Source organism: Streptomyces ziwulingensis (assembly GCF_039542605.1).
GTDB classification, from domain to species: domain Bacteria; phylum Actinomycetota; class Actinomycetes; order Streptomycetales; family Streptomycetaceae; genus Streptomyces; species Streptomyces ziwulingensis.
This window is the reverse complement of the sequence record NZ_BAABIG010000022.1, coordinates 297,104-320,835: the sequence shown is the minus strand read 5'-3', so window position 1 is coordinate 320,835 and position 23,732 is coordinate 297,104. Positions and strand designations below refer to the sequence as shown.

At 71.0% G+C, this 23,732-nt stretch carries 18 protein-coding genes; 5 read left to right on the top strand and 13 right to left on the bottom strand.

Annotation, left to right across the window (positions count from 1 at the left end; genetic code table 11):
* Positions 1 to 56: 56 nt before the first annotated feature.
* The 3 genes from ABEB00_RS12445 to ABEB00_RS12435 all read right to left on the bottom strand — a co-directional run bounded on the left by ABEB00_RS12445 (position 57) and on the right by ABEB00_RS12435 (position 3,330).
* Positions 57 to 1,742, bottom strand: a complete 1,686-nt coding sequence (locus tag ABEB00_RS12445) for a polyamine aminopropyltransferase (protein WP_345619473.1) — start codon at positions 1,740 to 1,742, stop codon at positions 57 to 59.
* Positions 1,743 to 1,831: 89 nt separating this feature from the next.
* A complete protein-coding gene (locus ABEB00_RS12440) occupies positions 1,832 to 2,371 on the bottom strand; it encodes a DUF2617 family protein (protein WP_345619472.1) in 540 nt (179 codons plus the stop codon).
* 758 nt (positions 2,372 to 3,129) lie between these two features.
* Positions 3,130 to 3,330, bottom strand: a complete 201-nt coding sequence (locus ABEB00_RS12435; RefSeq protein ID WP_345619471.1) for a hypothetical protein — start codon at positions 3,328 to 3,330, stop codon at positions 3,130 to 3,132.
* A gap of 51 nt (positions 3,331 to 3,381) precedes the next feature.
* Here ABEB00_RS12435 and ABEB00_RS12430 point away from each other — a divergent pair, with 51 nt between their 5' ends.
* Entirely contained in the window at positions 3,382 to 4,578 is a 1,197-nt protein-coding gene (locus tag ABEB00_RS12430) for a pyridoxal phosphate-dependent aminotransferase (RefSeq protein ID WP_345619470.1), read from the top strand.
* Positions 4,579 to 4,704: 126 nt separating this feature from the next.
* Here ABEB00_RS12430 and ABEB00_RS12425 read toward each other — a convergent pair whose 3' ends face one another.
* Complete coding sequence (locus ABEB00_RS12425; protein ID WP_345619469.1) at positions 4,705 to 5,235, bottom strand: YbjN domain-containing protein; 531 nt, start codon at positions 5,233 to 5,235, stop codon at positions 4,705 to 4,707.
* A gap of 220 nt (positions 5,236 to 5,455) precedes the next feature.
* Positions 5,456 to 8,077, bottom strand: coding sequence for an ATP-dependent chaperone ClpB (gene clpB, locus ABEB00_RS12420; RefSeq protein WP_345619468.1), 2,622 nt, complete (start codon positions 8,075 to 8,077; stop codon positions 5,456 to 5,458).
* A gap of 237 nt (positions 8,078 to 8,314) precedes the next feature.
* Here clpB and ABEB00_RS12415 point away from each other — a divergent pair, with 237 nt between their 5' ends.
* Entirely contained in the window at positions 8,315 to 8,728 is a 414-nt protein-coding gene (locus ABEB00_RS12415; RefSeq protein ID WP_345619467.1) for a pyridoxamine 5'-phosphate oxidase family protein, read from the top strand.
* Positions 8,729 to 8,895: 167 nt separating this feature from the next.
* On the opposite strand, the gene ABEB00_RS12410 is transcribed toward ABEB00_RS12415, so the two are convergent.
* On the bottom strand, positions 8,896 to 9,231 hold the full coding sequence (locus tag ABEB00_RS12410; protein ID WP_345619466.1) for a hypothetical protein: 336 nt from the start codon (positions 9,229 to 9,231) through the stop codon (positions 8,896 to 8,898).
* A gap of 325 nt (positions 9,232 to 9,556) precedes the next feature.
* On the opposite strand from ABEB00_RS12410, the gene ABEB00_RS12405 reads away from it, so the two are divergent.
* A complete protein-coding gene (locus tag ABEB00_RS12405) occupies positions 9,557 to 10,576 on the top strand; it encodes a helix-turn-helix transcriptional regulator (RefSeq protein WP_345619465.1) in 1,020 nt (339 codons plus the stop codon).
* Between the two features lie 111 nt (positions 10,577 to 10,687).
* Here the strand turns inward: ABEB00_RS12405 and ABEB00_RS12400 are convergent, their stop codons facing one another.
* Positions 10,688 to 11,725, bottom strand: coding sequence for a helix-turn-helix transcriptional regulator (locus ABEB00_RS12400; RefSeq protein WP_345619464.1), 1,038 nt, complete (start codon positions 11,723 to 11,725; stop codon positions 10,688 to 10,690).
* A 235-nt stretch (positions 11,726 to 11,960) separates the two neighbouring features.
* Complete coding sequence (locus tag ABEB00_RS12395) at positions 11,961 to 13,076, bottom strand: sugar ABC transporter substrate-binding protein (RefSeq protein ID WP_345619463.1); 1,116 nt, start codon at positions 13,074 to 13,076, stop codon at positions 11,961 to 11,963.
* A 287-nt stretch (positions 13,077 to 13,363) separates the two neighbouring features.
* Between ABEB00_RS12395 and ABEB00_RS12390 the strand changes: the two genes are divergently transcribed.
* On the top strand, positions 13,364 to 15,385 hold the full coding sequence (locus ABEB00_RS12390) for a fibronectin type III domain-containing protein (protein ID WP_345619461.1): 2,022 nt from the start codon (positions 13,364 to 13,366) through the stop codon (positions 15,383 to 15,385).
* A 125-nt stretch (positions 15,386 to 15,510) separates the two neighbouring features.
* On the opposite strand, the gene ABEB00_RS12385 is transcribed toward ABEB00_RS12390, so the two are convergent.
* The 5 genes from ABEB00_RS12385 to ABEB00_RS12365 all read right to left on the bottom strand — a co-directional run bounded on the left by ABEB00_RS12385 (position 15,511) and on the right by ABEB00_RS12365 (position 20,977).
* The gene (locus tag ABEB00_RS12385) at positions 15,511 to 15,963 is read right to left on the bottom strand and encodes a heat shock protein transcriptional repressor HspR (protein WP_345619459.1); all 453 of its coding nucleotides are present in this window, start codon (positions 15,961 to 15,963) and stop codon (positions 15,511 to 15,513) included.
* Positions 15,964 to 15,968: 5 nt separating this feature from the next.
* Positions 15,969 to 17,153: a molecular chaperone DnaJ gene (gene dnaJ, locus ABEB00_RS12380; RefSeq protein WP_345619458.1), complete on the bottom strand. Its 1,185-nt coding sequence runs from the start codon at positions 17,151 to 17,153 to the stop codon at positions 15,969 to 15,971.
* A gap of 30 nt (positions 17,154 to 17,183) precedes the next feature.
* Positions 17,184 to 17,855 (bottom strand): nucleotide exchange factor GrpE, encoded by a 672-nt coding sequence (grpE, locus tag ABEB00_RS12375; RefSeq protein WP_345619457.1) that lies wholly within the window; start codon positions 17,853 to 17,855, stop codon positions 17,184 to 17,186.
* On the bottom strand, positions 17,852 to 19,717 hold the full coding sequence (gene dnaK, locus ABEB00_RS12370) for a molecular chaperone DnaK (RefSeq protein ID WP_345619456.1): 1,866 nt from the start codon (positions 19,715 to 19,717) through the stop codon (positions 17,852 to 17,854). Before dnaK ends, grpE begins: the two co-directional genes overlap by 4 nt.
* A 93-nt stretch (positions 19,718 to 19,810) precedes the next feature.
* Positions 19,811 to 20,977: an MraY family glycosyltransferase gene (locus ABEB00_RS12365; protein WP_345619455.1), complete on the bottom strand. Its 1,167-nt coding sequence runs from the start codon at positions 20,975 to 20,977 to the stop codon at positions 19,811 to 19,813.
* 335 nt (positions 20,978 to 21,312) lie between these two features.
* Between ABEB00_RS12365 and ABEB00_RS12360 the strand changes: the two genes are divergently transcribed.
* Positions 21,313 to 23,604 (top strand): (Fe-S)-binding protein, encoded by a 2,292-nt coding sequence (locus ABEB00_RS12360; RefSeq protein WP_345619454.1) that lies wholly within the window; start codon positions 21,313 to 21,315, stop codon positions 23,602 to 23,604.
* Positions 23,605 to 23,732: the final 128 nt, after the last annotated feature.

Here is a 23,732-nt window from a genome sequence, read left to right as displayed (position 1 = left end):
CACCCCCTGTCCGAGCGAAGTAACGCTTCCCCCCTGGTGCCAGGCGGGTGAACGCCTCAGTAGCGGGGGTGCACGAGGGTCGAGGGCGGCAGATCCCGTACCCGGGTGGCGGCCGCGTCCCGGACGGCGCGGTCGAGCGTGTCGGGGGTGAGCGTGCCCGGCCGCGGCCCGGCCGGGTCCAGGCGCGGGACCGGCGGCGTACGGGCGGCGAGGACGAAGCCCCAGTCGGCGGGCGCGTGCCCCGCGGCCGTGCCCGCGTCGGTGCCGGTGCCGGTGCCGGTGTCGGCGTGGGTGCCGGGCGCGGTGCCGGGGCCGCGCACGCGGTACGCGGCGGTGCGCAGGCCGGCCGCGCGCAGCGTCGACTCCACCGTCCAGAACCGGGAGGGGCGCGCGGAGGTCGGCCCGGCGTGCACCACCAGCCGTCCGCCGGGCGCGAGCACCCGCCGGGCGAGACCGTAGAACTCCTGCGAGTACAGCTTCGTACTGGCCGTCAGGCGAGGATCGGGCAGGTCGGAGATGACCACGTCGTACTCGGCGACGGGCGCCAGGCGCAGCCGTCCGAAAGCGTCGTCGGTGCGCACGCGCAGCCGGGGATCGGCGTAGGCGTGCTCGTTGAGCGCGGACAGGCCGGGGTCCCGGCGCCCCAGGGTGACCAGGCGCGGGTCCAGTTCGACGAGGTCGACGCGGCGCACGCCCGGGTGGCGCAGCACCTCCCGGGCGGCGAGTCCGTCACCGCCGCCGAGAATGAGCACGCGGGCGTGGGTTCCCGCCATGGCGGGGTGGACGAGGGTCTCGTGGTAGCGGCGCTCGTCGCTCCCGGCGACCCGCAGCCGGCCGTCCAGGTACAGGTCGAGGGGCCGGCCGCCGGTGCCGCCGACGAGGACCACCTCCTGTACGGCGGTCTGCTCGGCCACCCGGACGTCGGGGCCGTACACGGCGTGCCGGGCGGCCCGTTCGAAGTCGTCGACGAGGACGGCGGCGGAGGCGAGCAGCCCGACCACGACGACGTTGGCGACCAGCAGCAGCCAGCGGGCCCGGCGGCTCAGGTCGCGCCGGAACAGGCCGAGCACCAGGGCGGCGCCGACGACCGCGTTGACGGTCCCGGTGAGCAGCGCGCCCTCCAACTGCCCGAAGAACGGCAGCAGCAGGAAGGGAAAGGCCAGCCCTCCGACGAGCGACCCGGTGTAGTCCGCGGCGAACAGGTCGGCGACGGCACCGCCCGCGTCCTGCCGCCGGATCCGCTGGATCAGCTCCATCAGCAGCGGCACCTCGGCGCCGATCAGCAGGCCGATGGCGAGCGAGAAGGCGACCAGCAGGAAGCGCGGCCCCTGGACCCACAGGCCGCCCCAGTCGCCGGTCCAGGCGAAGACGGCGTACAACACCATGGCACTGCACCCGCCGACCAGGGCGAGGGCGGTCTCGATGGCGCCGAAGCCGGCCGCCCCGAGCCGGCGCAGCCGCTTGGCGGCGAGCGAGCCGATGCCCATCGCGAACACCATCACGGAGAGCACGACGGACGCCTGGGTGACCGAGTCGCCCATCAAATAGGAGGCCAGGGCGACGAGTTCGAGTTCGTAGACGAGTCCGCAGGCGGCGCAGACGAAGACACCGGCGAGGACCAGGAAGCGTCCGGTACCGGGCCGGACGGGCAGCCGCGCGGGGGCGGGGGCGGGGTCGGGCCCGCGGGGGCCGTCCCAGGGCGGCGGGGAGCCCGGTGGGGCGGGCGCGCGCGGTTCGATCACTCTGTGACGTTACGTTACTTCTCCGCTGCGCATCGTCACCCACACGAGTGGAATCGCCGGTGGGAACGGCGCCGGAGGTTTAACTCGGGTCACACACCGGAGGAGGCGGTGAACCGGGGTGCACCGGCGTGCGCGCCGACCCGGGTCCGGGTGGCCACGAGCTGGCCCTCCTGGGGGTAGGCGTGCCAGGTCCGCCAGTGCACCTGCCCCGCGTGGCGCTGGGCGAGCAGCGCGGTGAAGGCGTACGGGCTGCCCGGGAAGACCCCGACCAGTCCGTGCGGATGCTCGGAGACCAGGGCGAGCAACTCCTGGGCGCGGCCCGCGAACGAGCCCGGTGACAGCACCTCGACATGGGCCGCGAACTCGTACTCCCAGTCACCCACGCGCTTGGCGACGCCCAGCGGGAGCGGGGTCCGGCTGCCCGGCATGCAGGCGACGGTCTCCGAGCAGGTGCCCCGCTCCTCCTCCAGGAGTACCTGGTGCGAGGCACCGAGAAGTCTCAACTGAATCTTGGAACGGTCCAGTTCGAGATCGAGCCAGGCCAGTGCGGGTAGTGGTTCGCGGCCCAGAGCCCAGGCGAGGTCCGCGGCGCGCGTGTCGGTGTAGACGGTGTTCAGGGTGGTGAGCATGGATCGGCTCCGCAAACACACAAGGAAGGGAGGGGTGGGCCCTGGACATCCCGATCACCGAAGGATGCGGCCCGGTCAGCCCAGTCGGCCGGTCAGGAGGGGCCGCGGGAACGTCCCAGGGGCTGCGTTGCTGTCTGAGAGGGAACCACGAACAGGGGCGCCGCCACAGCGGTTTTACCCAACTTCAGAGGGTTTCCATCCCTCAGAGGGCTCCTCAGCGCAACTGTTCAGTCTGGCGTGCGCCTGCCGCGTGCCTCGCACGCCGGTGCACGTGAGCGTCCGCCGGGCGTGCTGCCCGGCGGACGCTCGTGTTCCGGCCCGGGGTCCGCGTCGCGCGCGGGCCCCGGGCCGGGGATGCGGCCCCCCGTTCGGGGAGCTGGCTGCCCCGTGTCAGCTACCTCCCCCGCCGCATCCGCCTCCTCCGCCCCCGCAGGAGGAGGAGCCGCCTCCGCACGAGGACGAACCGCCCCCGCACGAGTGCCCTCCCGAGTGACCGCCCGAATGGCCACCCGAGTGACCACCAGAACCGCCACCCGAGTTCCCGTCCGCATACCCGTCCGAGGACGAGGACCCGCCGGCCTCCCCGCCGGCCGCCCACCAGCTCGGGCCGCCGCTGTCGCCGCTGTGCCCGCCGCCGCTCCCACCGCGCGACGACCGTCCGGCGCGGCTCCGCGTCCGGCGGGCGTTCGCGTCCCGGCGGGTGACGGACTTCCAGGTGATGGCCGTGATCACGATGAATACCAGGATGATGCCGATGATCATGACGTCACCCTCCTTCCGATGCCGACCCCGGAGATCTCTCCCGGGGGCTCCCCCGAAGCAACCCCCCGTAGGGTGCCTCGCTCGTTGCGCTGGTCGTTCTCGTTCCGCTGGTCGTTCTCGTCGCGCTGGTCGTTCTCGTCGCGTTGGTCGTTCTCGTCGCGCTGGTCGTTCTCGTCGCGTGACCGGGAGATGCCCATGCCCGCGACGGCCCAAAGCGGAGTTGAGCAACTCCAGAGCTTCGGCGCAGGATGACCGGCATGACCTCCAGCGCACGCCCTCTGCTCAACCGCCGGCTCGCCGGGTTCGGGACGACGATCTTCGCGGAGATGTCCGCCCTGGCCGTGAAGACCGGCGCGATCAACCTGGGCCAGGGCTTCCCGGACACCGACGGCCCCGAAGAGGTCAGGGAGGCCGCCGTGCGGGCCCTGCGCGAGGGCCGCGGCAACCAGTACCCGCCGGGCCCCGGCGTCCCCGAGCTGCGCGCCGCCGTCACCGCCCACCAACAGCGGCACCACGGCCTGTCCTACGACCCCGACACGGAGGTCCTGGTCACCGCCGGGGCGACGGAGGCCATCGCCGCCTCCCTGCTGGCCCTGGTCGAGCCCGGCGACGAGGTCGTCGCCCTGGAGCCCTACTACGACTCCTACGCCGCCTGCATCGCCATGGCGGGCGGCACGCGCGTGCCGGTCACCCTGCGCCCGCACGAGGGTGTCTTCCGCCTCGACCTGGACGAGCTGCGCGCCGCGGTCACCGACCGCACCCGGCTGCTGCTGATCAACACCCCGCACAACCCGACCGGCACCGTACTGACCCGCGCCGAGCTGGCGGCCGTCGCCGAACTGGCCGTCGAGCGGGACCTGCTGGTGGTCACCGACGAGGTCTACGAACACCTGGTCTACGACGACGCCACGCATGTGCCGCTGGCGTCCTTCCCGGGCATGCGCGAGCGCACGGTCACGATCAGCTCGGCGGGCAAGACGTTCTCGTTCACCGGCTGGAAGGTCGGCTGGATCACCGCCGCCCCCGCCCTGGTCACGGCGGTCCGCTCGGCGAAGCAGTACCTGACGTACGTGTCGGCGGGCCCGCTGCAGTACGCCGTCGCCGAGGCGCTCGCCCTGCCCGACTCCTACTTCACCGGCTTCCGCGACGACATGCGGGCCAGGCGGGACCTGCTCACGGCGGGCCTGGAGGAGGCGGGCTTCGGCGTCTTCCGCCCCGCCGGCACGTACTTCGTCACCACCGACATCCGCCCCCTCGGCTACGACGACGGCTTCGCCTTCTGCCGCGCCCTGCCGGAACGCGCGGGCGTCGTCGCCGTGCCCAACGCGGTCTTCTACGACCACCGGGAGGCGGGGGCCCCGTTCGTCCGGTTCGCGTTCTGCAAGCGGCACGAGGTGATCCAGCAGGCGATCGAAAGGCTGTCCACCCTGCGCCGGCAGCTCTGACGGCACGCTCGCCGTCCGGGCGCCAGGTCCGGCGTCCACAGCCTGTGGACGCGCGGGAGCCCGGTCGGGCGCGTCGCCACCTGGGGGGGGTGCGCGGCCGGCCGGGCTCTCGCGGGCGGGAGGGGGTTACTCCTCCTCGTCGCCCGGCTTCTCCGCCTCGTCGACCTCCTGCTCCAGGCCGAGCTGTTCCACGAGCCACTTGTCGAACTCGATGGCGGCGCGGACCCAGCTCACCGTGGAGGAGACGAAGTGCTCCAGGCTCACGCCCATGCCGATCAGCATCTGGGCCTCGCCGATCAGGCGGACCGTGCCGTCGTCATGGGTGTGGGAGTACACCTTGGGCCACAGGGTGCGCCGGTTCCAGTCGTCGATCGACTCCAGGAGCTGCGGCTTCTCCTCGATCTGGTGGGGGCGGTCGTAGAAGGTCCGCACCGAGAAGACCTTCTGGTCGTCCTCGCCGCGGAACATGAAGTACGTACGGAACTGCTCCCACGGCGCCGCGAGGTCACCCTCGTCGTCGACGACGTACTTCAGCTCCATCTGTTCGAGGAGCTGCTTCACCAGGTCCTGATCCGGGACGACGGGGCCCGCCGGTCCTTGCGGCTGCGGCTCGGGCTGGCCCCCGAAGTTCGGAATCGAGGACGGGTCGATGGTCACCGTGATTTTCCCTTCGTACGGATTCCGCCATCCTCCCCCATGCGGGGAGGGGGGTGGCAAGCCCTGCCGGGCGCGTCAGCCGTGGGCTGACCCGATCCGGTCAGCGATCCTCTGTCCGCCGCACGAGACGCCACACTCCGGTGGCCGGATCGGGGCTGTGCCCGACACCGCTGGGATCGAGCCCGCGGGCCCGCGCGACGGGCCGGAGAACCGCCGGCCGTCAGAGCGACTTCTCCGTCGCCCCGGACGCCGCCGGTCCCACGATCAGGTCGTCGCCGAAGCGGTCCACCCGGACCGTGTCGCCGTCCTTGACCTCGCCGGAGAGGATCTCCCGGGCCAGCCGGTCGCCGATCGCGGTCTGGACGAGGCGCCGCAGCGGGCGCGCGCCGTACGCCGGGTCGTTGCCCTCGTCGGCGAGCCACTCCAGGGCCTCGTCGGTGACCTCAAGGGTGAGGCGCCGCTCGGCCAGCCGGCGGGACAGGGAGCCGATCTGGAGCCGCGCGATCCGGCTCAGCTCGTCCTTGGTGAGGGCGGAGAAGACCACCAGGTCGTCCAGGCGGTTGAGGAACTCCGGCTTGAAGGAGGTCCGGACCACCTCCAGGACCTGTTCCTTCTTCTCCGCGGCGGTGGTCAGCGGGTCGACCAGGAACTGGCTGCCCAGGTTGGAGGTGAGCACCAGGATCGTGTTGCGGAAGTCGACCGTGCGGCCCTGCCCGTCGGTGAGCCGCCCGTCGTCCAGTACCTGGAGCAGGATGTCGAAGACCTCGGGGTGGGCCTTCTCCACCTCGTCGAGCAGGACGACGCTGTACGGACGCCGGCGCACCGCCTCGGTGAGCTGGCCGCCCTCCTCGTAGCCGACGTAGCCGGGAGGGGCGCCGACCAGGCGGGCCACCGAGTGCTTCTCGCTGTACTCGCTCATGTCGATGCGGACCATCGCCCGCTCGTCGTCGAAGAGGAAGTCCGCGAGGGCCTTGGCCAGCTCGGTCTTGCCGACGCCGGTGGGGCCGAGGAAGAGGAAGGAACCGGTGGGGCGGTCGGGGTCGGCGATCCCGGCCCGGCTGCGGCGCACGGCGTCCGAGACGGCCCGTACGGCCTCGGTCTGGCCGATCAGCCGCCGGCCGAGTTCGTCCTCCATCCGCAGCAGCTTCTGCGTCTCGCCCTCCAGCAGACGGCCGGCCGGGATGCCGGTCCAGGCGGCCACGACGTCGGCGATGTCGTCGGCGCCGACCTCGTCCTTGACCATGGTGTCCCTGGCGACCTCCTCCTCGGCCTCGGAGGCGGCCTCCAGGTCCCGTTCCAGGGTGGGGATCTCGCCGTAGAGCAGCTTGGAGGCGGTGTCGAAGTCGCCGTCACGCTGGGCGCGTTCGGCCTGCCCGCGCAGCTCGTCCAGCTTCTCCTTCAGCGCACCGACGCGGTTGAGGGACTGCTTCTCCTTCTCCCAGCGGGCGTTGAGGCCGCGCAGCTCCTCCTCCTTGTCGGCGAGGTCGCGGCGGAGCTTCTCCAGGCGCTGGAGGGAGGCGGCGTCGGTCTCCTTGCCGATCGCCAGCTCCTCCATCTTCAGCCGGTCCACGGCGCGCTGGAGCTCGTCGATCTCGACGGGCGAGGAGTCGATCTCCATGCGCAGCCGCGAGGCGGCCTCGTCCACCAGGTCGATCGCCTTGTCGGGCAGGAAGCGGGAGGTGATGTACCGGTCGGAGAGGGTCGCGGCGGCCACCAGCGCGCTGTCGGCGATCTGCACCTTGTGGTGGGCCTCGTAGCGGCCCTTGAGTCCGCGCAGGATCGCGATGGAGTCCTCGACGCTCGGCTCGGCGACCAGCACCTGCTGGAAGCGGCGCTCCAGCGCCGGGTCCTTCTCGATCCGCTCGCGGTACTCGTCCAGCGTGGTCGCGCCGACCATGCGCAGCTCGCCGCGGGCCAGCATCGGCTTGAGCATGTTGCCGGCGTCCATCGCGGAGTCGCCGCCGGCGCCCGCGCCGACGACCGTGTGCAGCTCGTCGATGAAGGTGATGATCTGGCCGTCGGAGTCCTTGATCTCGGCCAGGACGGTCTTCAGCCGCTCCTCGAACTCACCGCGGTACTTGGCGCCGGCCACCATGGCGCCCAGGTCGAGCGAGACCAGCCGCTTGTTCTTCAGCGACTCGGGCACGTCGCCCTTGACGATCCGCTGGGCCAGCCCCTCCACGACGGCGGTCTTGCCGACGCCGGGCTCGCCGATGAGGACGGGGTTGTTCTTGGTGCGGCGGGAGAGCACCTGCACGACCCGCCGGATCTCCTGGTCCCGCCCGATGACCGGGTCGAGCCGGCCCTCACGGGCGGCGGCGGTGAAGTCGGTGCCGAACTTCTCCAGCGCCTTGTACTGACCCTCCGGGTCCGCGGTGGTCACCCGGCGCCCTCCCCTCGCCTTCTGGAAGGCGTCCTGGAGCCTCTTGACATCGGCTCCCTGCTGCTTGAGCACCTCACCGGCCGCCCCGCCCTTGGCGGCGATGCCGAGCAGGAGGTGTTCAGTGGAGAGGTACTCGTCGCCGAGGTCCTTGGCGCGCGTCTGCGCGTCGGCGACGACGGCGAGCATCTCACGGCTGGGCTGCGGCGGCGCCACGGTCGACCCGGTCACGCTGGGCAGCCCGGCGACCACCCGCTCGGCCCCGGTGCGTACGGCCGCCTGGTCGGCGTCGACGGCCGCGAGCAGGTCGGTGATGTTCTCGTTGTCCTGCCTGCGGCCTTGCCCCTGGAGCAGAGCCAGGAGCAGGTGGGCGGGGGTGAGGTCGGCGTTCCCCTCGGTCACGGCCCGGTTGCTGGCGGCGTTGATCGCGTCCCGGCTCCGGTTGGTCAGCTCGGCGTCCACGTTCGAGTACTCCTCCTGGCGACGGCGGTCGGCCTTGTTGTCCAGTTACGTGTTTCCAGTGGTGCTTCCTCCGGTGGCGCCTCCGACGGCGCTTCCGGTGGCGCTTCCCGTTGCGCGTTCCCTTGTGTCTCCGTGCTGACTCAAGCAACGTGCACAAAGTTGAGTCTATTCCACTCAAGGCGCGGGTGGGAGGTGCGTCGGTGGCGACTTCCCGGCCGGACGGTAGGTTCCCGGGTCATGGCCTCAGCGAACACGGTCGACCCAGGCGCCCCGGACCCGCTCTACCTCGCCTTCTGGCGCGAGCGGCACGTCTGCACCCTGACCACACTCCGCCCGGACGGCTCCCCGCACGTCGTGCCGGTGGGCGTCACCTACGACCCCGGGGCGCGGCTGGCCCGGGTGATCACGGACGGGGGCAGCGCGAAGGCCCGGCACGTCCTGGCGGCCGGCCCCGGGGGCGCGCGGGTGGCGGTGTGCCAGGTGGACGGCAGGCGGTGGGCGACGCTGGAGGGCCGGGCGCGGGCGTACACGGACCCGGAGCGGATCGCGGAGGCGGAGCGGCGGTACGCCGAGCGGTACCGGCCACCGCGTCCGAATCCGACGCGGGTGGTGATCGAGATCGCGCTGGAGCGCGCGCTGGGGCACGGCTGAGCGCGTCCCGCGCCGCCGATGCGGACCGACCGGTTCCGGCCAGTGATCGAACCGCCCGCCACCCGGACACGCCGGGGAAAAATGCAGCGGCGTCACCGTGTTCAGGTCACGGTGACGCCGCTGCGGGGGGAAGCACCTGAGCGATCTGTTGCGACGGGGGAATCGCGTCAGGCACTGCGGGGGGTGGCAGAGATGGTCCTCGGTTCCGGTTCCTCCGGCTGAGCGAGCCGGTGGTCCCGCTGGTCCAGGTTCACAAAGATCATTCCGTACCGGATGGCACAGCGCACGGGCTGCGGAGCCCCGCGTGGCCGCCGCAGACACCGGTACGCCCGTACGTCGTCGTCATCGTCCCGGGTGACGACGACCGGCTCGCCGAAGACGGTCACCATCAACGAGTCACCGCTGTGGGGGATGGCGGTGGCCAGGTCGATGAAGTGCCAGCCGGACCGGTAGGCGGTGGCCATCTCACGACGGAAGGAGCGGTCGTCGGGTGGAATCGTCATGTCATGACCAAACGCTGTCATCCGTGCCGGACTCGACGTCCGTACCGACAGGCCCGGCAGACACCACCGTCATCGACCACACGCTGTCCGCTCGCCCGTCGCCCTGCGCAGCATCGAGGCCATTCAGCGTTCCGAAGGCCACAACGGCGGAGAAGGCGGCGACAAGCACCGAGCGAAGCAATCTCTTAGACATAGTCGGCTTCGTCCTCACTTGAAGGTCCCCTCGTTCCCCCGTCGGATAAGACGATGGCTCATATAAGCACGTCATGGCCACACAATCGGTGCATCATGTTCCTGCATGTTCAGGACCCTGGGGGGTGGAGATATGACAACAAATCAGGCACAAGCGAGACATCCCCATGCTGTCACTGAGCTGTGCGAGGAAGGTGGGCGTCTGTACGCAAACGCCCTGCGCATGGGGCGGATCGCCCGCGCGGACGCGGAACCCGCTCCGTGTCTGCTGGAACTCGCGCTGCTGCACGCCGATCCCGACGACCCGAACTGGCTGCGCCCCGTACCTCCCTCGGTGGCGCTGGCCCGGCGCCTGATGCCGATCGAGCGCGAGATCTCCGAACGCCGGCACACCTCGATCGCGCTGGCCGAGACGTTCGAACCGTTCCTGGCACTCAGTGCGCAGGGAGCGGCCCCCACCCACTCCATCACCGTGCTGGAGGGACTCGACCGCATCAACGGCGCCCTCGATCTGGCCACCGAGCAGTGCCGCGGCGAGATGCTCACGGTCCAGCCGAGCGCCCGCCATCCGGAGCGCCGGCTCATCGAGGGCATGGAACGCGACAAGACCCTGATCGACCGGGGCGTGCGGATCCGCACCCTCTACCAGCACACGGCGCGCTACAGCCCGGAGCGACTGGCCTACGTGGACCGGTTCGCGAGCGGCAAGGCCGAGTACCGCACCATCGACGAACTGGTGGAGCGGCTCATCGTCTGCGACGAGACCGTCGCCTTCATCCCCATCCGGGAGGACCGCCAGGTCGCCCTGGAGATCCGGCACGTCGGCCTCGTCCGCTACCTGGTCAAGGTCTTCGAGTTCATGTGGGGCCGGGCGGTCCCGCTGAGCGCCGGCGCCCCCTACGAGACCGCCGCCGACGGCATCACCGACATCCAGCACTCCATCGCCAAGCTGCTGGTCGAGGGCCACGTCGACGAGGCGATCGCCCGCCGCCTGGGCATGAACGTCCGCACCTGCCGCGCCCACATCGCCAAGCTGGCCCTCGTGCTCGGCAGCGGCAGCCGCGCCCAGCTCGGCTACCTCATCGCGCAGTCCGGAATCCTCGACAAGAAGCACAAGGTCGCCCACACCCCGCCGGACCCCCAGGACCCCTGAGCCTCTCGGACCCCCTGGGCCTCTCGGACCCCCTGGGCCTCTTGGACCCCCTGGGCCCCGTGGGCTCTCCGCGTCCCCCGGACCGGCCCGGCCGGGCCCCTACGGGCCGTCTCAGCGCGCGGTCGGGGTCCCCCGGCCACCGGGCGCCCCGACCGGCGCGGAGGAGCCCGGCAGCGCGTCCAGGCCGGTCTGCGCTATCCGCACGCCCAACTGGGTGCGGCTGGCCGCGCCCAGCGTCTCCGAGAGCCGCGCGATGTGGGCCCGGCAGGTGCGCACGCTGATCCCCAGCCGCTCGGCGATCACCGCGTCCTGATGGCCCTCCGCCAACAGCGCGGCGATGGACCGCTCGCGGTGCGAGATGCCCTCGATGCCGGTGTCCGGCAGCGGGGCGGTGAGCGGGAGCGCCAGCCGCCACAACCGCTCGAAGACGGTCACCAGGTACTCCACCAGCGCCGGGTGGCGCAGCTCCAGCGCCATCGTGCGGTCGGTGTTGGCCGGGACGAAGGCCACCGTGCGGTCGAAGAGGATCAGCCGGTCGATCACCTCGTCCAGCGTCCGCGCCTCCACCGCGTCACCCATCAGCTCCAGATAGTTGAGCAGCCCCTGACCGTGCCGGGCGACATGGGTGTACAGGTCCCGCATCCGCACCCCGCGCCCGCGCAGCGCCAGCGCCCGGTGCAGCCCCTCGGAGAGTTCGTGCTCGCGCCGGATGCCGCCCGGCTGGACGGTGAGCACCTCCGTGGTGCACGCCTGGGTCGCCTCGTCCATCGCGGCCTGGATACGGGCCAGGCCGTCCAGTACGCGGATCGAGGTGCCCTCGGCCGCCGCGGGCGCGAGCCGGCGCTGCCCCAGGTCGGCGTACCACTCGAAGGCCGTCACCGCCGAGCCCACCCGGCGCTGGCTGGCGCTGACCTCGTCGTAGAGGCCGCGCAGCAGCCGGGTCATGACCTCCTGCGGGGAGGTGGGCACCAGCCAGTCCATGTCGTCCGGATCGGGGTGCAGCAGGGCGAGGTCGAGCAGACAGGGCACCGGCCCGGCGTCCCGGCGCGGCACGCGGCCCCGCCGTACGGCCCGGGAGTACACGCGGTCCCCGGCAGCGCACAGTCGGTCAGCACCGTGTGGATGCTCGTCCGTCCCGTGCCCGGCCATCGCCCGTCCCACCCCCGGTATCCGGCTCTTTCCGCAGCGCAACTATGCGCGGCCCGGACCCGGTCCGCAACACGGCTCCTGATACCCCGAAAAGCGGAAAACAGGGGTAGGGACGGGTATGCCCCTCGCTGAGGAGACGGGGGAGGGGGGAGACAGGGGGACGGGGAGGCGGGACGGGCAGACAGGCGCCTCCTCCGGGAGTTCGGGTCCGCCGGGCCCACCGGGCCCACCGGGCCTACTTGAGGCCGGCCGCCTCGCACCGCTCCTCGTACGCGGCGGTGCAGATGTCGGAGACCTTGTGGATGCCGTCGGCGACCACGGTCTCCGCGATGTTGTCCTTCGTCAGGGCGACCACCGGGACCAACTGGGCGGGAATGCCCTTGTGGGTGGGGCTGTCGACCTTGTCGCGGGTGAACGAGTCGAACTGGATGTCCCGGCCCTGGACCCGGGCCACCGCCATCTCGGCGGCGCTCTCCGCCTCCTGCGGGTACGACTTGTAGACGCTCATGTACTGCTCGCCGGCCAGGATCCGCTGTACGGCGCCGAGTTCGGCGTCCTGGCCGGTGACGGCCGGCAGGTCGGTCACGCCCGCCGCCTTCAGCGCCTTGATGATGCCGCCGGCCATGCCGTCGTTGGCGGAGTAGACGGCGGCGATGTTGTCGACGCCGTACTTGCCGATCGCCTCGGCCATGTTCGCCTGCGCGTTCTCCGGCTTCCAGTCCACGGTGTCGTACTCGGCGGCGATCTTCACCTTGCCGGCCAGCTCGGTCAGCGCCCCCGCCTTGAACTGCCGGGCGTTGGGGTCGGTCTTGGAGCCGTTCATCATGACGATCTCCTTGGCGGCGGCGTCGCTGCCGAGGGCGTCGAGCAGGGAGCGGCCCTGGACCTCGCCGACCAGCTCGTTGTCGAAGGAGATGTAGGCGTCGATCGGGCCCTCGGCCAGCCGGTCGTACGCGATCACCGGGATGCCCGCGTCCTTGGCCGCCCGCACCCCGTCCGCGATGGCGTGCGCGTCGACCGCGTCCAGGACGATCACGTCGATCCGGTCCTCGACCATCCGCCGGAGCTGCTCGTCCTGCCTGCTCGCGCTCGCGTCCGCGTTGGCGTACTCGACCTTGCCCTTGCCGTCGGTGAGGGAGTCGATCTTCTTGGCGAACATGGGGTGGTCGAACTGGTCGTAGCGGGTGTTCGCCTTCTCCGGCAGCAGCAGCCCGACCGTGAGGTCGTCGCCCCTGGTGGGACTCGCTCCGCCGGTGCCGCCGGCGGCACCGACCATCCCGCAGCCGGCCAGGGAGACGGCCATCGTGGACGCGGCCAGGAACAGGGCGGTACGACGGATACGTGAGCTCACTTCTGGTGCCTTCCGGACGCGGGGGCCGCGGTGCAACCCGAGTGACTGAAAAGCCAACGCTGCCGACGTCGACAGCGTCAAGCACCATCCACTTAACGAGATGGCAACATCACACTCCGCGATCATGGTGAAGACGGAGCGGATTCTTCACCCACTCCTCTTCACACACCGCCCACCGAAAACGCTCGGACGACCGGACAAGATCCGTACAACCAACGGCATTCCCCGCGAGTCGTGATCACGGAGGAGGCCACCTACGCCTCCGTGTTCCCTGAGCAGAGGACCGAATGAACCCAGCCAGACGTACGACCACGGCCGCCGCCGCGACCGCTGTCGTGCTCGCCACCGCGGGCGGGCTTCTCACCGCGGCCACCACGTCGGCCGCGGCGGCCACGACCTGTGCCTCGCCGGTCTTCACCCGGCAGTTCTTCGCGAACACCGCCTTCTCCGGCAAGCCGAAGAAGACCGACTGCGACAGCGTCATCGACCAGAACTGGGGCACCAAGGCCCCGGCCTCCGGTCTGCCGTCCGACAACTTCGGCGTCCGCTGGTCCGTCACCCGCGACTTCGGCGGCGGCGGCCCGTTCACGTTCAGCGCCGCCGCCCAGGACGGCATCCGCGTCTACCTCGACGGCACCCGCAAGGTCGACGTGTGGAAGAACGTGTCGTCGACGAAGAAGAAGACGGTCGACGTCACCGTCCCCAAGGGCAAGCACACCCTGCGGATCGACTTCGTCAACTGGACCGGCGCCGCCGACGTCAAGTTCTCCTACTCGCCGAGGACGTCGGCGACCGTCGACAAGGTCGAGCCGCTCACGCCCGCGGGCGCGGCCGTCACCTACGACAAGGCGACCGCCAAGGCCACCCTGACCTGGACGAAGAACAAGGAGATGGACCTCGCCGGGTACCGCGTCTACCGGCGGCTGAAGGGCGCCGCCTACCCCGCCGAGCCGCTGGCCAAGACGACGAGCACGACGTACAAGGACTCCGCCCTGCCGAGGTCGGGAGAGACCTACTACTACGAGGTCCGCGCCTACGACAAGGCGGGCGGCGAGTCGGCGGGGACGGCCGACAAGGCGGTGACCACGGTCCGCGACGCCACCGCTCCCGCCGCGCCGAAGGGCGTCGAGGACAACTGGGAGATCGGCCACTCCACCGAGGCGAAGCTGTGGTGGGACGGCAACACCGAGAGCGATTTGGCCGGTTACCGCGTCTACCGCTCGACCGGGCCGACCGTGCCGACCACGGCCGACCACCTGGTGGCGACCCCGGCCAACAGCTACTACGCGGAGCCGCTGCCGCAGACCGGCGACGACTACCGGTACGTGGTCACCGCCGTGGACATCTACGGCAACGAGTCGGCCGCCTCGCAGCCCGCCTTCTTCTCCACCCTGGACGAGACCCCGCCCACCTGGACCCCGCGGGGGCTGACGGTGGTCGACAGCGAGCACTCCATCACCGTGACCTGGTCCCCCATGGCCGATTCCGACGAGGGGGAGTTCCAGCTCTACCGCGACGACGCGATCATGGCCACCACCCGGGGCACGAGCTTCACCGACGACTGGGGCCTGAAGCCGGGCGACACCCACACCTACTGGCTGCGGTCCATCGACTCGGCCGGCAACCCCGGCCCGTCCTCCGAGAAGGTCACCGTCCGCCACGAAGGCGATGTCGTCGCCCCCGCCGCGGTCACCGGCCTGACGGCGACGGCCCGGGACAACGGGGTGTTCCTCGACTGGGACGACAGCACCGCGGAGGACTTCGACCACTACCGGGTCGTCTTCCAGGACGTCGACGACCCCGGCCAGTGGTACGGCTCGGACGAGCCGCGGACCTCCGAGCTGACGCACCACACGCTCCCCGACGGCGCCCGGCTGCGCTACGTGGTGATCGCCGTCGACGACGACGGCAACGCCCTGGCCCAGGACGACCCGGCCGCCGCCACCGTCGAGGTCACGGAGCACAACGTGGTCCCGCCGCACGAGAACGTGCCCACCGACCACGCCATCCAGGCGTTCGACGTGGAGGCCTACGACTCGGCCGCCGGCACCATGACGCTGCACTGGAACTACACACCGGAGTACGACCACCGCGGCGCGGCGGCCTCCTTCCGGGTGGAGCGCTGGAACGCGGCGGCCGGTACCTGGACGGCCGTCACGGTCGTCGCCAGGGACAAGGAGGACAGCGCCTACTACTTCGCCACCGATCCCCAGGCGCCCGCCGCGAGCACCGTCTTCTACCGCGTCGCGCCCGTGTACCCGGACGGCTCCACCGCGCCGACCGACGACGTGGTCCAGCACTACACCTGATCCGCACCGTACGTACGGAGCCGCAGCGCACGTACGGAGCCGCACGCACGGACGGAGGGGCCCGCGGGCAAACTGCCCGCGGGCCCCTCCGTCCGTGTCCGTCCCGGTTCCGGTCCGCCCGGCCCTCAGTCCGGGGACTGCCGTCCCTTCGGGCGCCACACCACCAGCGCGCTGGTCTGCTGGACCTCCTGATACGGGACCAGGTCCCGGCGGTAGGAGGCGTGCACGGCCGCCTCGCGCTGGCGCATCGCCGCCGCCGCGCCGTCCAGCGCGGACTCCATCTCGGCCACCCGGGACTGCAGGGCCAGGACCTGGTTCTCCAGCTCGATGATGCGCTTGATGCCGGCCAGGTTGATGCCCTCGTCCTGCGACAACTGCTGCACCTGACGGAGCAGGTCGATGTCCCGGGCCGAGTAGCGCCGGCCCCGCCCCGCGGTCCGGTCCGGGGAGACCAGGCCCAGGCGGTCGTACTGACGCAGGGTCTGCGGGTGCAGGCCGGAGAGCTGGGCCGCCACCGAGATGACGTAGACCGGGGTCTCCTCGGTCAGTTCATACGGATTGCGTCGACGGCCGTCCATCTCCCTCAAGCTCCCTTCGCGGCCTGGAACAGCTCCGCCCGCGGATCCTCGTCCGCGGTCGCCTCGCGATACGCCTCCAGTGCGTCACGAGCCTTCCCCGTCAGGTCCTGCGGCACACTCACCTCGACGGTGACCAACAGGTCGCCGCGGGTGCCGTCCTTGCGGACCGCGCCCTTGCCCCGGGCGCGCATGGTCCGTCCGTTGGGCGTGCCGGCCGGCAGCTTCAGCGTCACCGGCGGGCCGCCGAGCGTCGGGACCCGGATCTCCCCGCCGAGGCACGCCTCCGCGAAGGTGACCGGGACGGTGACGGTGAGGTTGTCGCCCTTGCGGCCGAAGACGGGGTGGTCCTTGACGTGCACCACCACGTACAGGTCGCCCGCCGGACCGCCCCGCTCGCCCGGCGCGCCCTTGCCGCGCAGCCGGATGCGCTGCCCGTCCGACACCCCGGCCGGGACCCGGACCTGCATGGTCCGGGAGGACTTGGCGCGTCCGGAGCCCTTGCAGATGTCGCAGGGGGTCTCCGCGATCAGGCCGCGGCCCTTGCAGTCGGGGCAGGGGTCGGTCAGCGAGAAGCCGCCGCCGGAACCCCGCGCGACCTGCCCGGTGCCGACGCAGGTCGGGCACACGCGCGGCGTGCCGTTCTTGTCGCCGGTGCCCGAGCACGCCTTGCAGGGCGCCTGCGAGGACATCCGCAGCGGAACGGTGGCACCCTCGATGGCCTCGGTGAAGCTCAGGGTGACCTCGGACTCGACGTCCTGGCCGCGTCTGGGCTGGGTCCGGGGGCCACCGGCGGCGCCGCGGTTGAACAGGCCCCCGAAGACGTCACCCAGTCCGCCGCCGAAACCGCCGGCGCCCTGGCCCTGGCCCTGGGCGCCGCCTCCGAAGAGGTCGCCCAGGTCGAAGTTGAAGTTGCCGCCGCCGCCCGCGCCCGGCCCCGGACGGAAACCGCCGTTGCCGAAGAGCGCGCGCGCCTCGTCGTACTCCTTGCGCTTCTTGGTGTCCCCGAGGATGTCGTTCGCCTCGGAGATCTCCTTGAAGCGCTCCTCCGCCTTGACGTTTCCCTTGTTGGCGTCCGGGTGGTTCTCGCGGGCGAGCTTCCGGTACGCCTTCTTGATCTCGGCGTCGGTGGCGTCCTTGGGGACGCCGAGGACCTTGTAGTAGTCCTTCTCGATGAAGTCCTTGGTGCTCATCCCCGACGTCCCTCCTCTCTCCTTCGTACGTCAGCCCTCGTCCGGGCCACCGCTCTCCTTGTCCTCGGCGGAGTCCGCCTTCGGCTCGGTGCTCTCCTCGGCCGCCTTGGCCGGCTGCGCGCCCGGCTGCGGTTCGGCCACCGCTACCCGCGCGGGGCGGATGGTGCGCTCGCCGAGCCGGTACCCGGGCTGCAGGATGGCCACGCAGGTCGTCTCGGTGACGTCCGGCGCGTAGCTGTGCATCAGGGCCTCGTGGATGGTCGGGTCGAAGGGCTCGCCCTCCTTGCCGAACTGCTGCAGGCCCAGCTTGGCCGCGACCGCCTCGGTGGACTCCCCGACGGACTTGAAACCGCCGACGAGTTCGCCGTGTTCCCGCGCGCGGCCGATGTCGTCGAGCACCGGGAGGAGTTCGGTCAGGAGGTTCGCCACGGCGACCTCCTTGACCGCGACCCGGTCCCGCTCGACCCGGCGCCGGTAGTTCTGGTACTCGGCCTGGAGCCGCTGCAGGTCCGCCGTGCGCTCGGTGAGCGCCGTACGCACCTGGTCGAGCTGGGCCAGCAGACCCGCGTCCTGGTTCACGTCCCCGGCCGGGGCCGCCCCCGCCTCCGAAGAGGCGGCGGCGGCCTTCGGCTCGGCGTCGTCGGGGGTGGCGCCGGAAGGGACGTCGGGCTTCTCGTCAAAACCCGGGGTCTCCTCCGTCACGCGGCACCGTCCTTGCGCTCGTCGTCCACGATCTCCGCGTCCACCACGTCGTCGTCGGCCTTGGCCTGGCCGGCGTCGGCGCCCGGCGCCTCGCCGCCCGCGGCCTGCGCGCCCTGGGCGTCGGCGTAGAGCGCCTGGCCCAGCTTCTGCGAGACGGCGGCGACCTTCTCGGTGGCGGTACGGATCTCCGCGGTGTTGTCGCCCTCGGCGGACTCGCCCTTGAGCTTCTCCTTCAGCTCGGCGACCGCTTCCTCGACCTCGGTCTTGACGTCACCCGGGACCTTGTCCTCGTTGTCCTTGAGGAACTTCTCGGTCTGGTAGACGAGCTGCTCGCCCTGGTTGCGGGTCTCGGCGGCCTCGCGGCGGGCGTGGTCCTCCTCCGCGTACTTCTCGGCCTCTTCGCGCATCCGGTTGACCTCGTCCTTCGGCAGCGAGGAGCCACCGGTGACGGTCATCTTCTGCTCCTTGCCCGTGCCGAGGTCCTTCGCGGTCACGTGCATGATGCCGTTGGCGTCGATGTCGAAGGAGACCTCGATCTGCGGGACACCGCGCGGGGCCGGCGGCAGACCGGTCAGCTCGAACATCCCGAGCTTCTTGTTGTACGCCGCGATCTCGCGCTCGCCCTGGTAGACCTGGATCTGCACGGAGGGCTGGTTGTCCTCGGCGGTGGTGAAGATCTCGGACCGCTTGGTCGGGATCGTCGTGTTCCGCTCGATCAGCTTGGTCATGATGCCGCCCTTGGTCTCGATACCGAGGGACAGCGGGGTGACGTCGAGGAGCAGGACGTCCTTGACCTCACCCTTGAGGACACCGGCCTGCAGGGCGGCGCCGATGGCGACGACCTCGTCCGGGTTGACGCCCTTGTTGGCGTCCTTGCCGCCGGTCAGCTCGCGGACCAGCTCGGCGACGGCCGGCATACGGGTCGAGCCACCGACGAGAACGACGTGGTCGATCTCGGAGAGCTGGATGCCCGCGTCCTTGATGACGTTGTGGAACGGCGTCTTGCAGCGCTCCAGCAGGTCGGCCGTGAGCTGCTGGAACTGGGCGCGGGTGAGCTTCTCGTCCAGGTGCAGCGGGCCCTCGGCGGAAGCCGTGATGTAGGGCAGGTTGATCGAGGTCTCGGTGGACGAGGACAGCTCGATCTTGGCCTTCTCGGCGGCCTCACGCAGGCGCTGGAGGGCCATCTTGTCCTTGGCGAGGTCCACGCCGTGACCGGACTTGAACTGCTGCACCAGGTAGTCGACGACGCGCTGGTCCCAGTCGTCACCACCGAGGTGGTTGTCACCGTTGGTGGCCTTCACCTCGACGACGCCGTCGCCGATCTCCAGGAGGGACACGTCGAAGGTGCCGCCACCGAGGTCGAAGACGAGGATCGTCTGGTCGTCCTTGTCGAGGCCGTACGCCAGGGCGGCGGCGGTCGGCTCGTTGACGATGCGCAGGACGTTCAGGCCCGCGATCTCGCCGGCCTCCTTGGTGGCCTGGCGCTCCGAGTCGTTGAAGTACGCCGGGACGGTGATGACCGCGTCGGTCACCTTCTCGCCCAGGTACGCCTCGGCGTCCCGCTTCAGCTTCTGCAGGACGAAGGCGCTGATCTGCTGCGGGTTGAACGGCTTGCCGTCCAGCTCGATCTTCCAGTCGGTGCCCATGTGGCGCTTGACCGACCGGATGGTCCTGTCGACGTTCGTGACCGCCTGGCGCTTGGCCACCTCGCCGACCAGCACCTCGCCGTTCTTGGCGAAGGCGACGACGGACGGCGTGGTCCTGGCGCCCTCTGCGTTGGTGATGACGGTGGGCTCGCCGCCCTCCAGAACGCTGACGACGGAATTAGTCGTGCCCAGGTCGATGCCGACCGCACGTGCCATGGTGATTCCTCCAACGGACTTGAGTGGAACAGGCTCAAGTGTGCACGACGACGGCCGTCCGGTCAACAGACCTGAGCCGAGCAGGCTCAAGTCTTATCCGTTCCTTACGCGCAACCCCGCCCTGACCTGCGAAGACGTGCTCCGCCGAGTCTGCCGAACCGGGAAATCCGATACCGGCCGAGGCTCCCCAAGCGGCTCCGGCAGGGGCTCCGGCGGGGACTTCGGCCGCGATACGGGGCGGGCGGCGGGGCCGGATCCGGCTCGGCACCCGGCAGGCCCCGCGGGCAGCCGCCGCAGCCGCGGCATCCGCACCCGCAGCATCGCGAGCACTCCGACGATCACCACACCGGCCACCCACAGCACGGCGACCTCTCCCAGCCGGCCGGTGTGCACGAGTACCCCGACGAGCACGCACCCGAACGTCACGGCGGTCAGCACCACCACCGCGCCGCGCGCCGTCAGCCCGAGCCGCCGCAGCCGGTGACCGAGGTGACCGGGCGCCCCGCGCGCCGCCGGGCGCCCGGTCCGCCGGCGCGCGAGCAGCACCAGTAGGGCGTCACCGGCCGCCACGGCGGTGAGCGCGAACAGCACCAGGCCGCCCGAGGCCGGATCGTGCCCCGCGCGTGCGAACACCGCCCCCGCGGCGACCACGAACCCGGTGAACAGCGAGCCGCAGGCGCCGAGCCCCACCCGCGCCGGAGCCCAGTTGTGCAGCAGGAACCCGGCGAGGGCCGCGGCCAGCACGCTCAGCAGCACCGCCAGCCCGTCCATCAGCTCCGCCGCCGCGCAGGCGGCGACACCGAAGGCGGTCACCACCCCCACCGCACCGGCCAGCCCGTCGACGTGGTCGAGCCCCCGGAAGGCGACGGCGACGAACGCCACCCACACCGCCGCCAGCGCCCCGGCCACCACCCCGGTCTCCTCGTACGGCATCACGCACGCCGCCGCCGCGGCCGTCCCCGCGAGCAGCCGGCGCGGGCGCAGCCGCCACACATCGGCGGCCAGCCCCAGCAGGCCGACCGCGGCCCCGGCGACGAGCAGGCCGCCCACCGCCGGGCCGAGCGGGACGACACCGGCCCGGGTGAGGACACCCGCGACCAGCCCGGTGGCGAGCACGACGGCGACCCCGCCGAGCAGCGGCACAGGACGACGGCGTCGGCGTTCGACGAGCCCCAGCCGCAGGGCCGGGGCCCGCACCAGCGAGGCGAGCAGGGCGGCGAGGAGGAAGGAGACGGTGGCTGCGACGATCGCTGAGAGCACGGACCCAAACTAAGCGGAATATCACCATTTACGATGATGACCTGTCCGATGCGGCGTGGCGGACCGGAGTGCCGGGTGCCCGACCGGAGGGCCGGGTGCCGGACCGGCCGACCAGTTCCCGGGGCCGGGGCCGGGGCCGGTCGCCCGGGATATGGATCTCGGCCTTCTTCCGGTGAGGGCCGTCGCCCCGCTGGTCAGGGTCGCCTCAGCGACACAGATCACCGCACGCCCGGCTACAGTGCGGCCCAGGATCGGGGTAGTCTCAGACGGACTACCTAAGTTACCGCTTAGTAATACCGCCCCCTCGTCACCTCGCAGGCCCGAGGAGCCCCCAAATGCAACTCGCCGCGATCATCGTGTCGCTGGTCCTGATCGTGGTCGGCGTGGCTCTGTTCGGCCGCGCCCTCCTGCAGATCTTCCACTTCATGCGGCTGGGCCAGCCCGTACCGGCCGGCACCCGGACCGACGAACCCGTCCAGCGCACCCTGACCGTGGCCAGGGAATTCCTGGGTCATACCCGGATGAACCGCTGGGGTGTCGTCGGGGTGGCGCACTGGTTCGTGGCGGTGGGCTTCTTCTCCCTGCTGCTGACGATCGTCAACGCGATCGGCCAGCTCTTCCAGGCCGACTGGATCCTGCCGGTCATCGGCGAGTGGGCGCCGTACAACGTCTTCGTCGAGTTCATCGGCACCATGACCGTGCTCGGCATCCTCGCCCTGATCGTCATCCGGCAGCTCAGCCACCCGCGCGAGCCGGGCCGCAAGTCCCGTTTCGCCGGCTCCAACTTCGGCCAGGCGTACTTCGTCGAGGCGGTCATCCTGATCGTCGGCGTCTGCATCTTCATGCTGCACGCCCTCGAAGGCGCCCTCCACCACGTCGACGGCTACGAGGCGTCCTTCTTCATCTCCTACCCCGTGGTGTCGGGCCTGAGCGGCCTGGACGTCGCCACCCTCCAGAACCTCGTCTACCTCTTCGCCGGCCTGAAGATCGCGACCTCCTTCATCTGGATGATCACGGTCGCCCTGAAGACGGACATGGGCGTCGCCTGGCACCGCTTCCTGGCCTTCCCCAACATCTTCTTCAAGCGCGACGCCAAGGGCGGCACCTCGCTGGGCGCCCTGCTCCCGATGACGAGCGGCGGCGAGCCGATCGACTTCACCGACCCCGGTGACGACGACGTGTTCGGCGTCTCCCAGGTCGAGCAGTTCTCCTGGAAGGGCCTGCTGGACTTCTCCACCTGCACCGAGTGCGGCCGCTGCCAGTCGCAGTGCCCCGCCTGGAACACCGGCAAGCCGCTCTCCCCCAAGCTCCTGATCATGTCGCTGCGCGACCACGCGCACGCCAAGGCCCCCTACCTGCTGGCCGGCGGCGGCAAGACCATGGAGGGCGCGGAGAAGGCGTCCGAGGAGCAGCTCAAGGACGTCCCCGCCGCCGCCCTGGCGGAGGCCGAACGGCCCCTGATCGGCACCCTCGAAGAGAACGGCGTCATCGACCCGGACGTCCTGTGGTCCTGCACCACCTGCGGCGCCTGCGTCGAGCAGTGCCCCGTCGACATCGAGCACGTCGACCACATCGTCGACATGCGCCGCTACCAGGTCATGATCGAGTCGGCGTTCCCGTCCGAGGCGGGCACGATGCTCAAGAACCTGGAGAAGAAGGGCAACCCCTGGGGCCTGGCGAAGAAGCAGCGCCTGGAGTGGCTCAAGGAGGTCGACTTCGAGGTCCCGGTCGTCGGCAAGGACATCGAGGACCTCTCCGAGGTCGAGTACCTGTACTGGGTCGGCTGCGCCGGCGCCCTGGAGGACCGCGCCAAGAAGACCACCAAGGCCTTCGCCGAGCTGCTGCACACCGCGGGCGTGAAGTTCGCGATCATGGGCGGCGACGAGAAGTGCACCGGTGACTCCGCGCGCCGCCTGGGCAACGAGCCGTTGTTCCAGGAGCTGGGCATGGAGAACGTCATGGCGCTGAACATGGCCTTCGGCGAGGAGACGGACGACGAGGGCAAGGTGACCGAGGAGTCCCGCAAGCCCAAGTCGGCCAAGAAGATCGTCGCGACCTGCCCGCACTGCCTGAACACCCTCGGCAACGAGTACCCGCAGCTCGGCGGCGACTACGAGGTCATCCACCACACCCAGTTGCTCCAGCACCTGGTGGACGAGGGCAAGCTGGTCCCGGTCACCCCGGTCGAGGGCATCATCACCTACCACGACCCCTGCTACCTGGGCCGGCACAACAAGATCTACACGCCCCCGCGCGAGATCATCGCCGCCGTCCCGGGCGTCCGCAACGAGGAGATGCACCGCCACAAGGAACGCGGCTTCTGCTGCGGAGCCGGCGGCGCGCGGATGTGGATGGAGGAGCGGATCGGCAAGCGCGTCAACAACGAGCGCGTCGACGAGGCCCTCTCCGTCAACCCCGACATCGTCTCCACCGCCTGCCCGTTCTGCCTGGTGATGCTCACCGACTCCGTCAACGGCAAGAAGAACGACGGCCAGGCCAAGGAGTCCATCCAGGTCGTGGACGTGGCCCAGCTCCTCCTCGACTCCGTCCGCACCCCGCTGGACGAGGAGCCCCCGGCGGGGACGACCGACTCGGAGAACGCGCCGGAGCCACAGCCGGTGAAGTAACCGGAGCCATAGCCGACCCCTGTCCACGCCGCCGTGCCGGACGGGGGCATCGGCGTTCCCCGCCCGCCCGCCCGCCTCACGTTCCAACGACCCGCCCCGCCCCGACCTGTCTCGTCTCGGCTCGACCC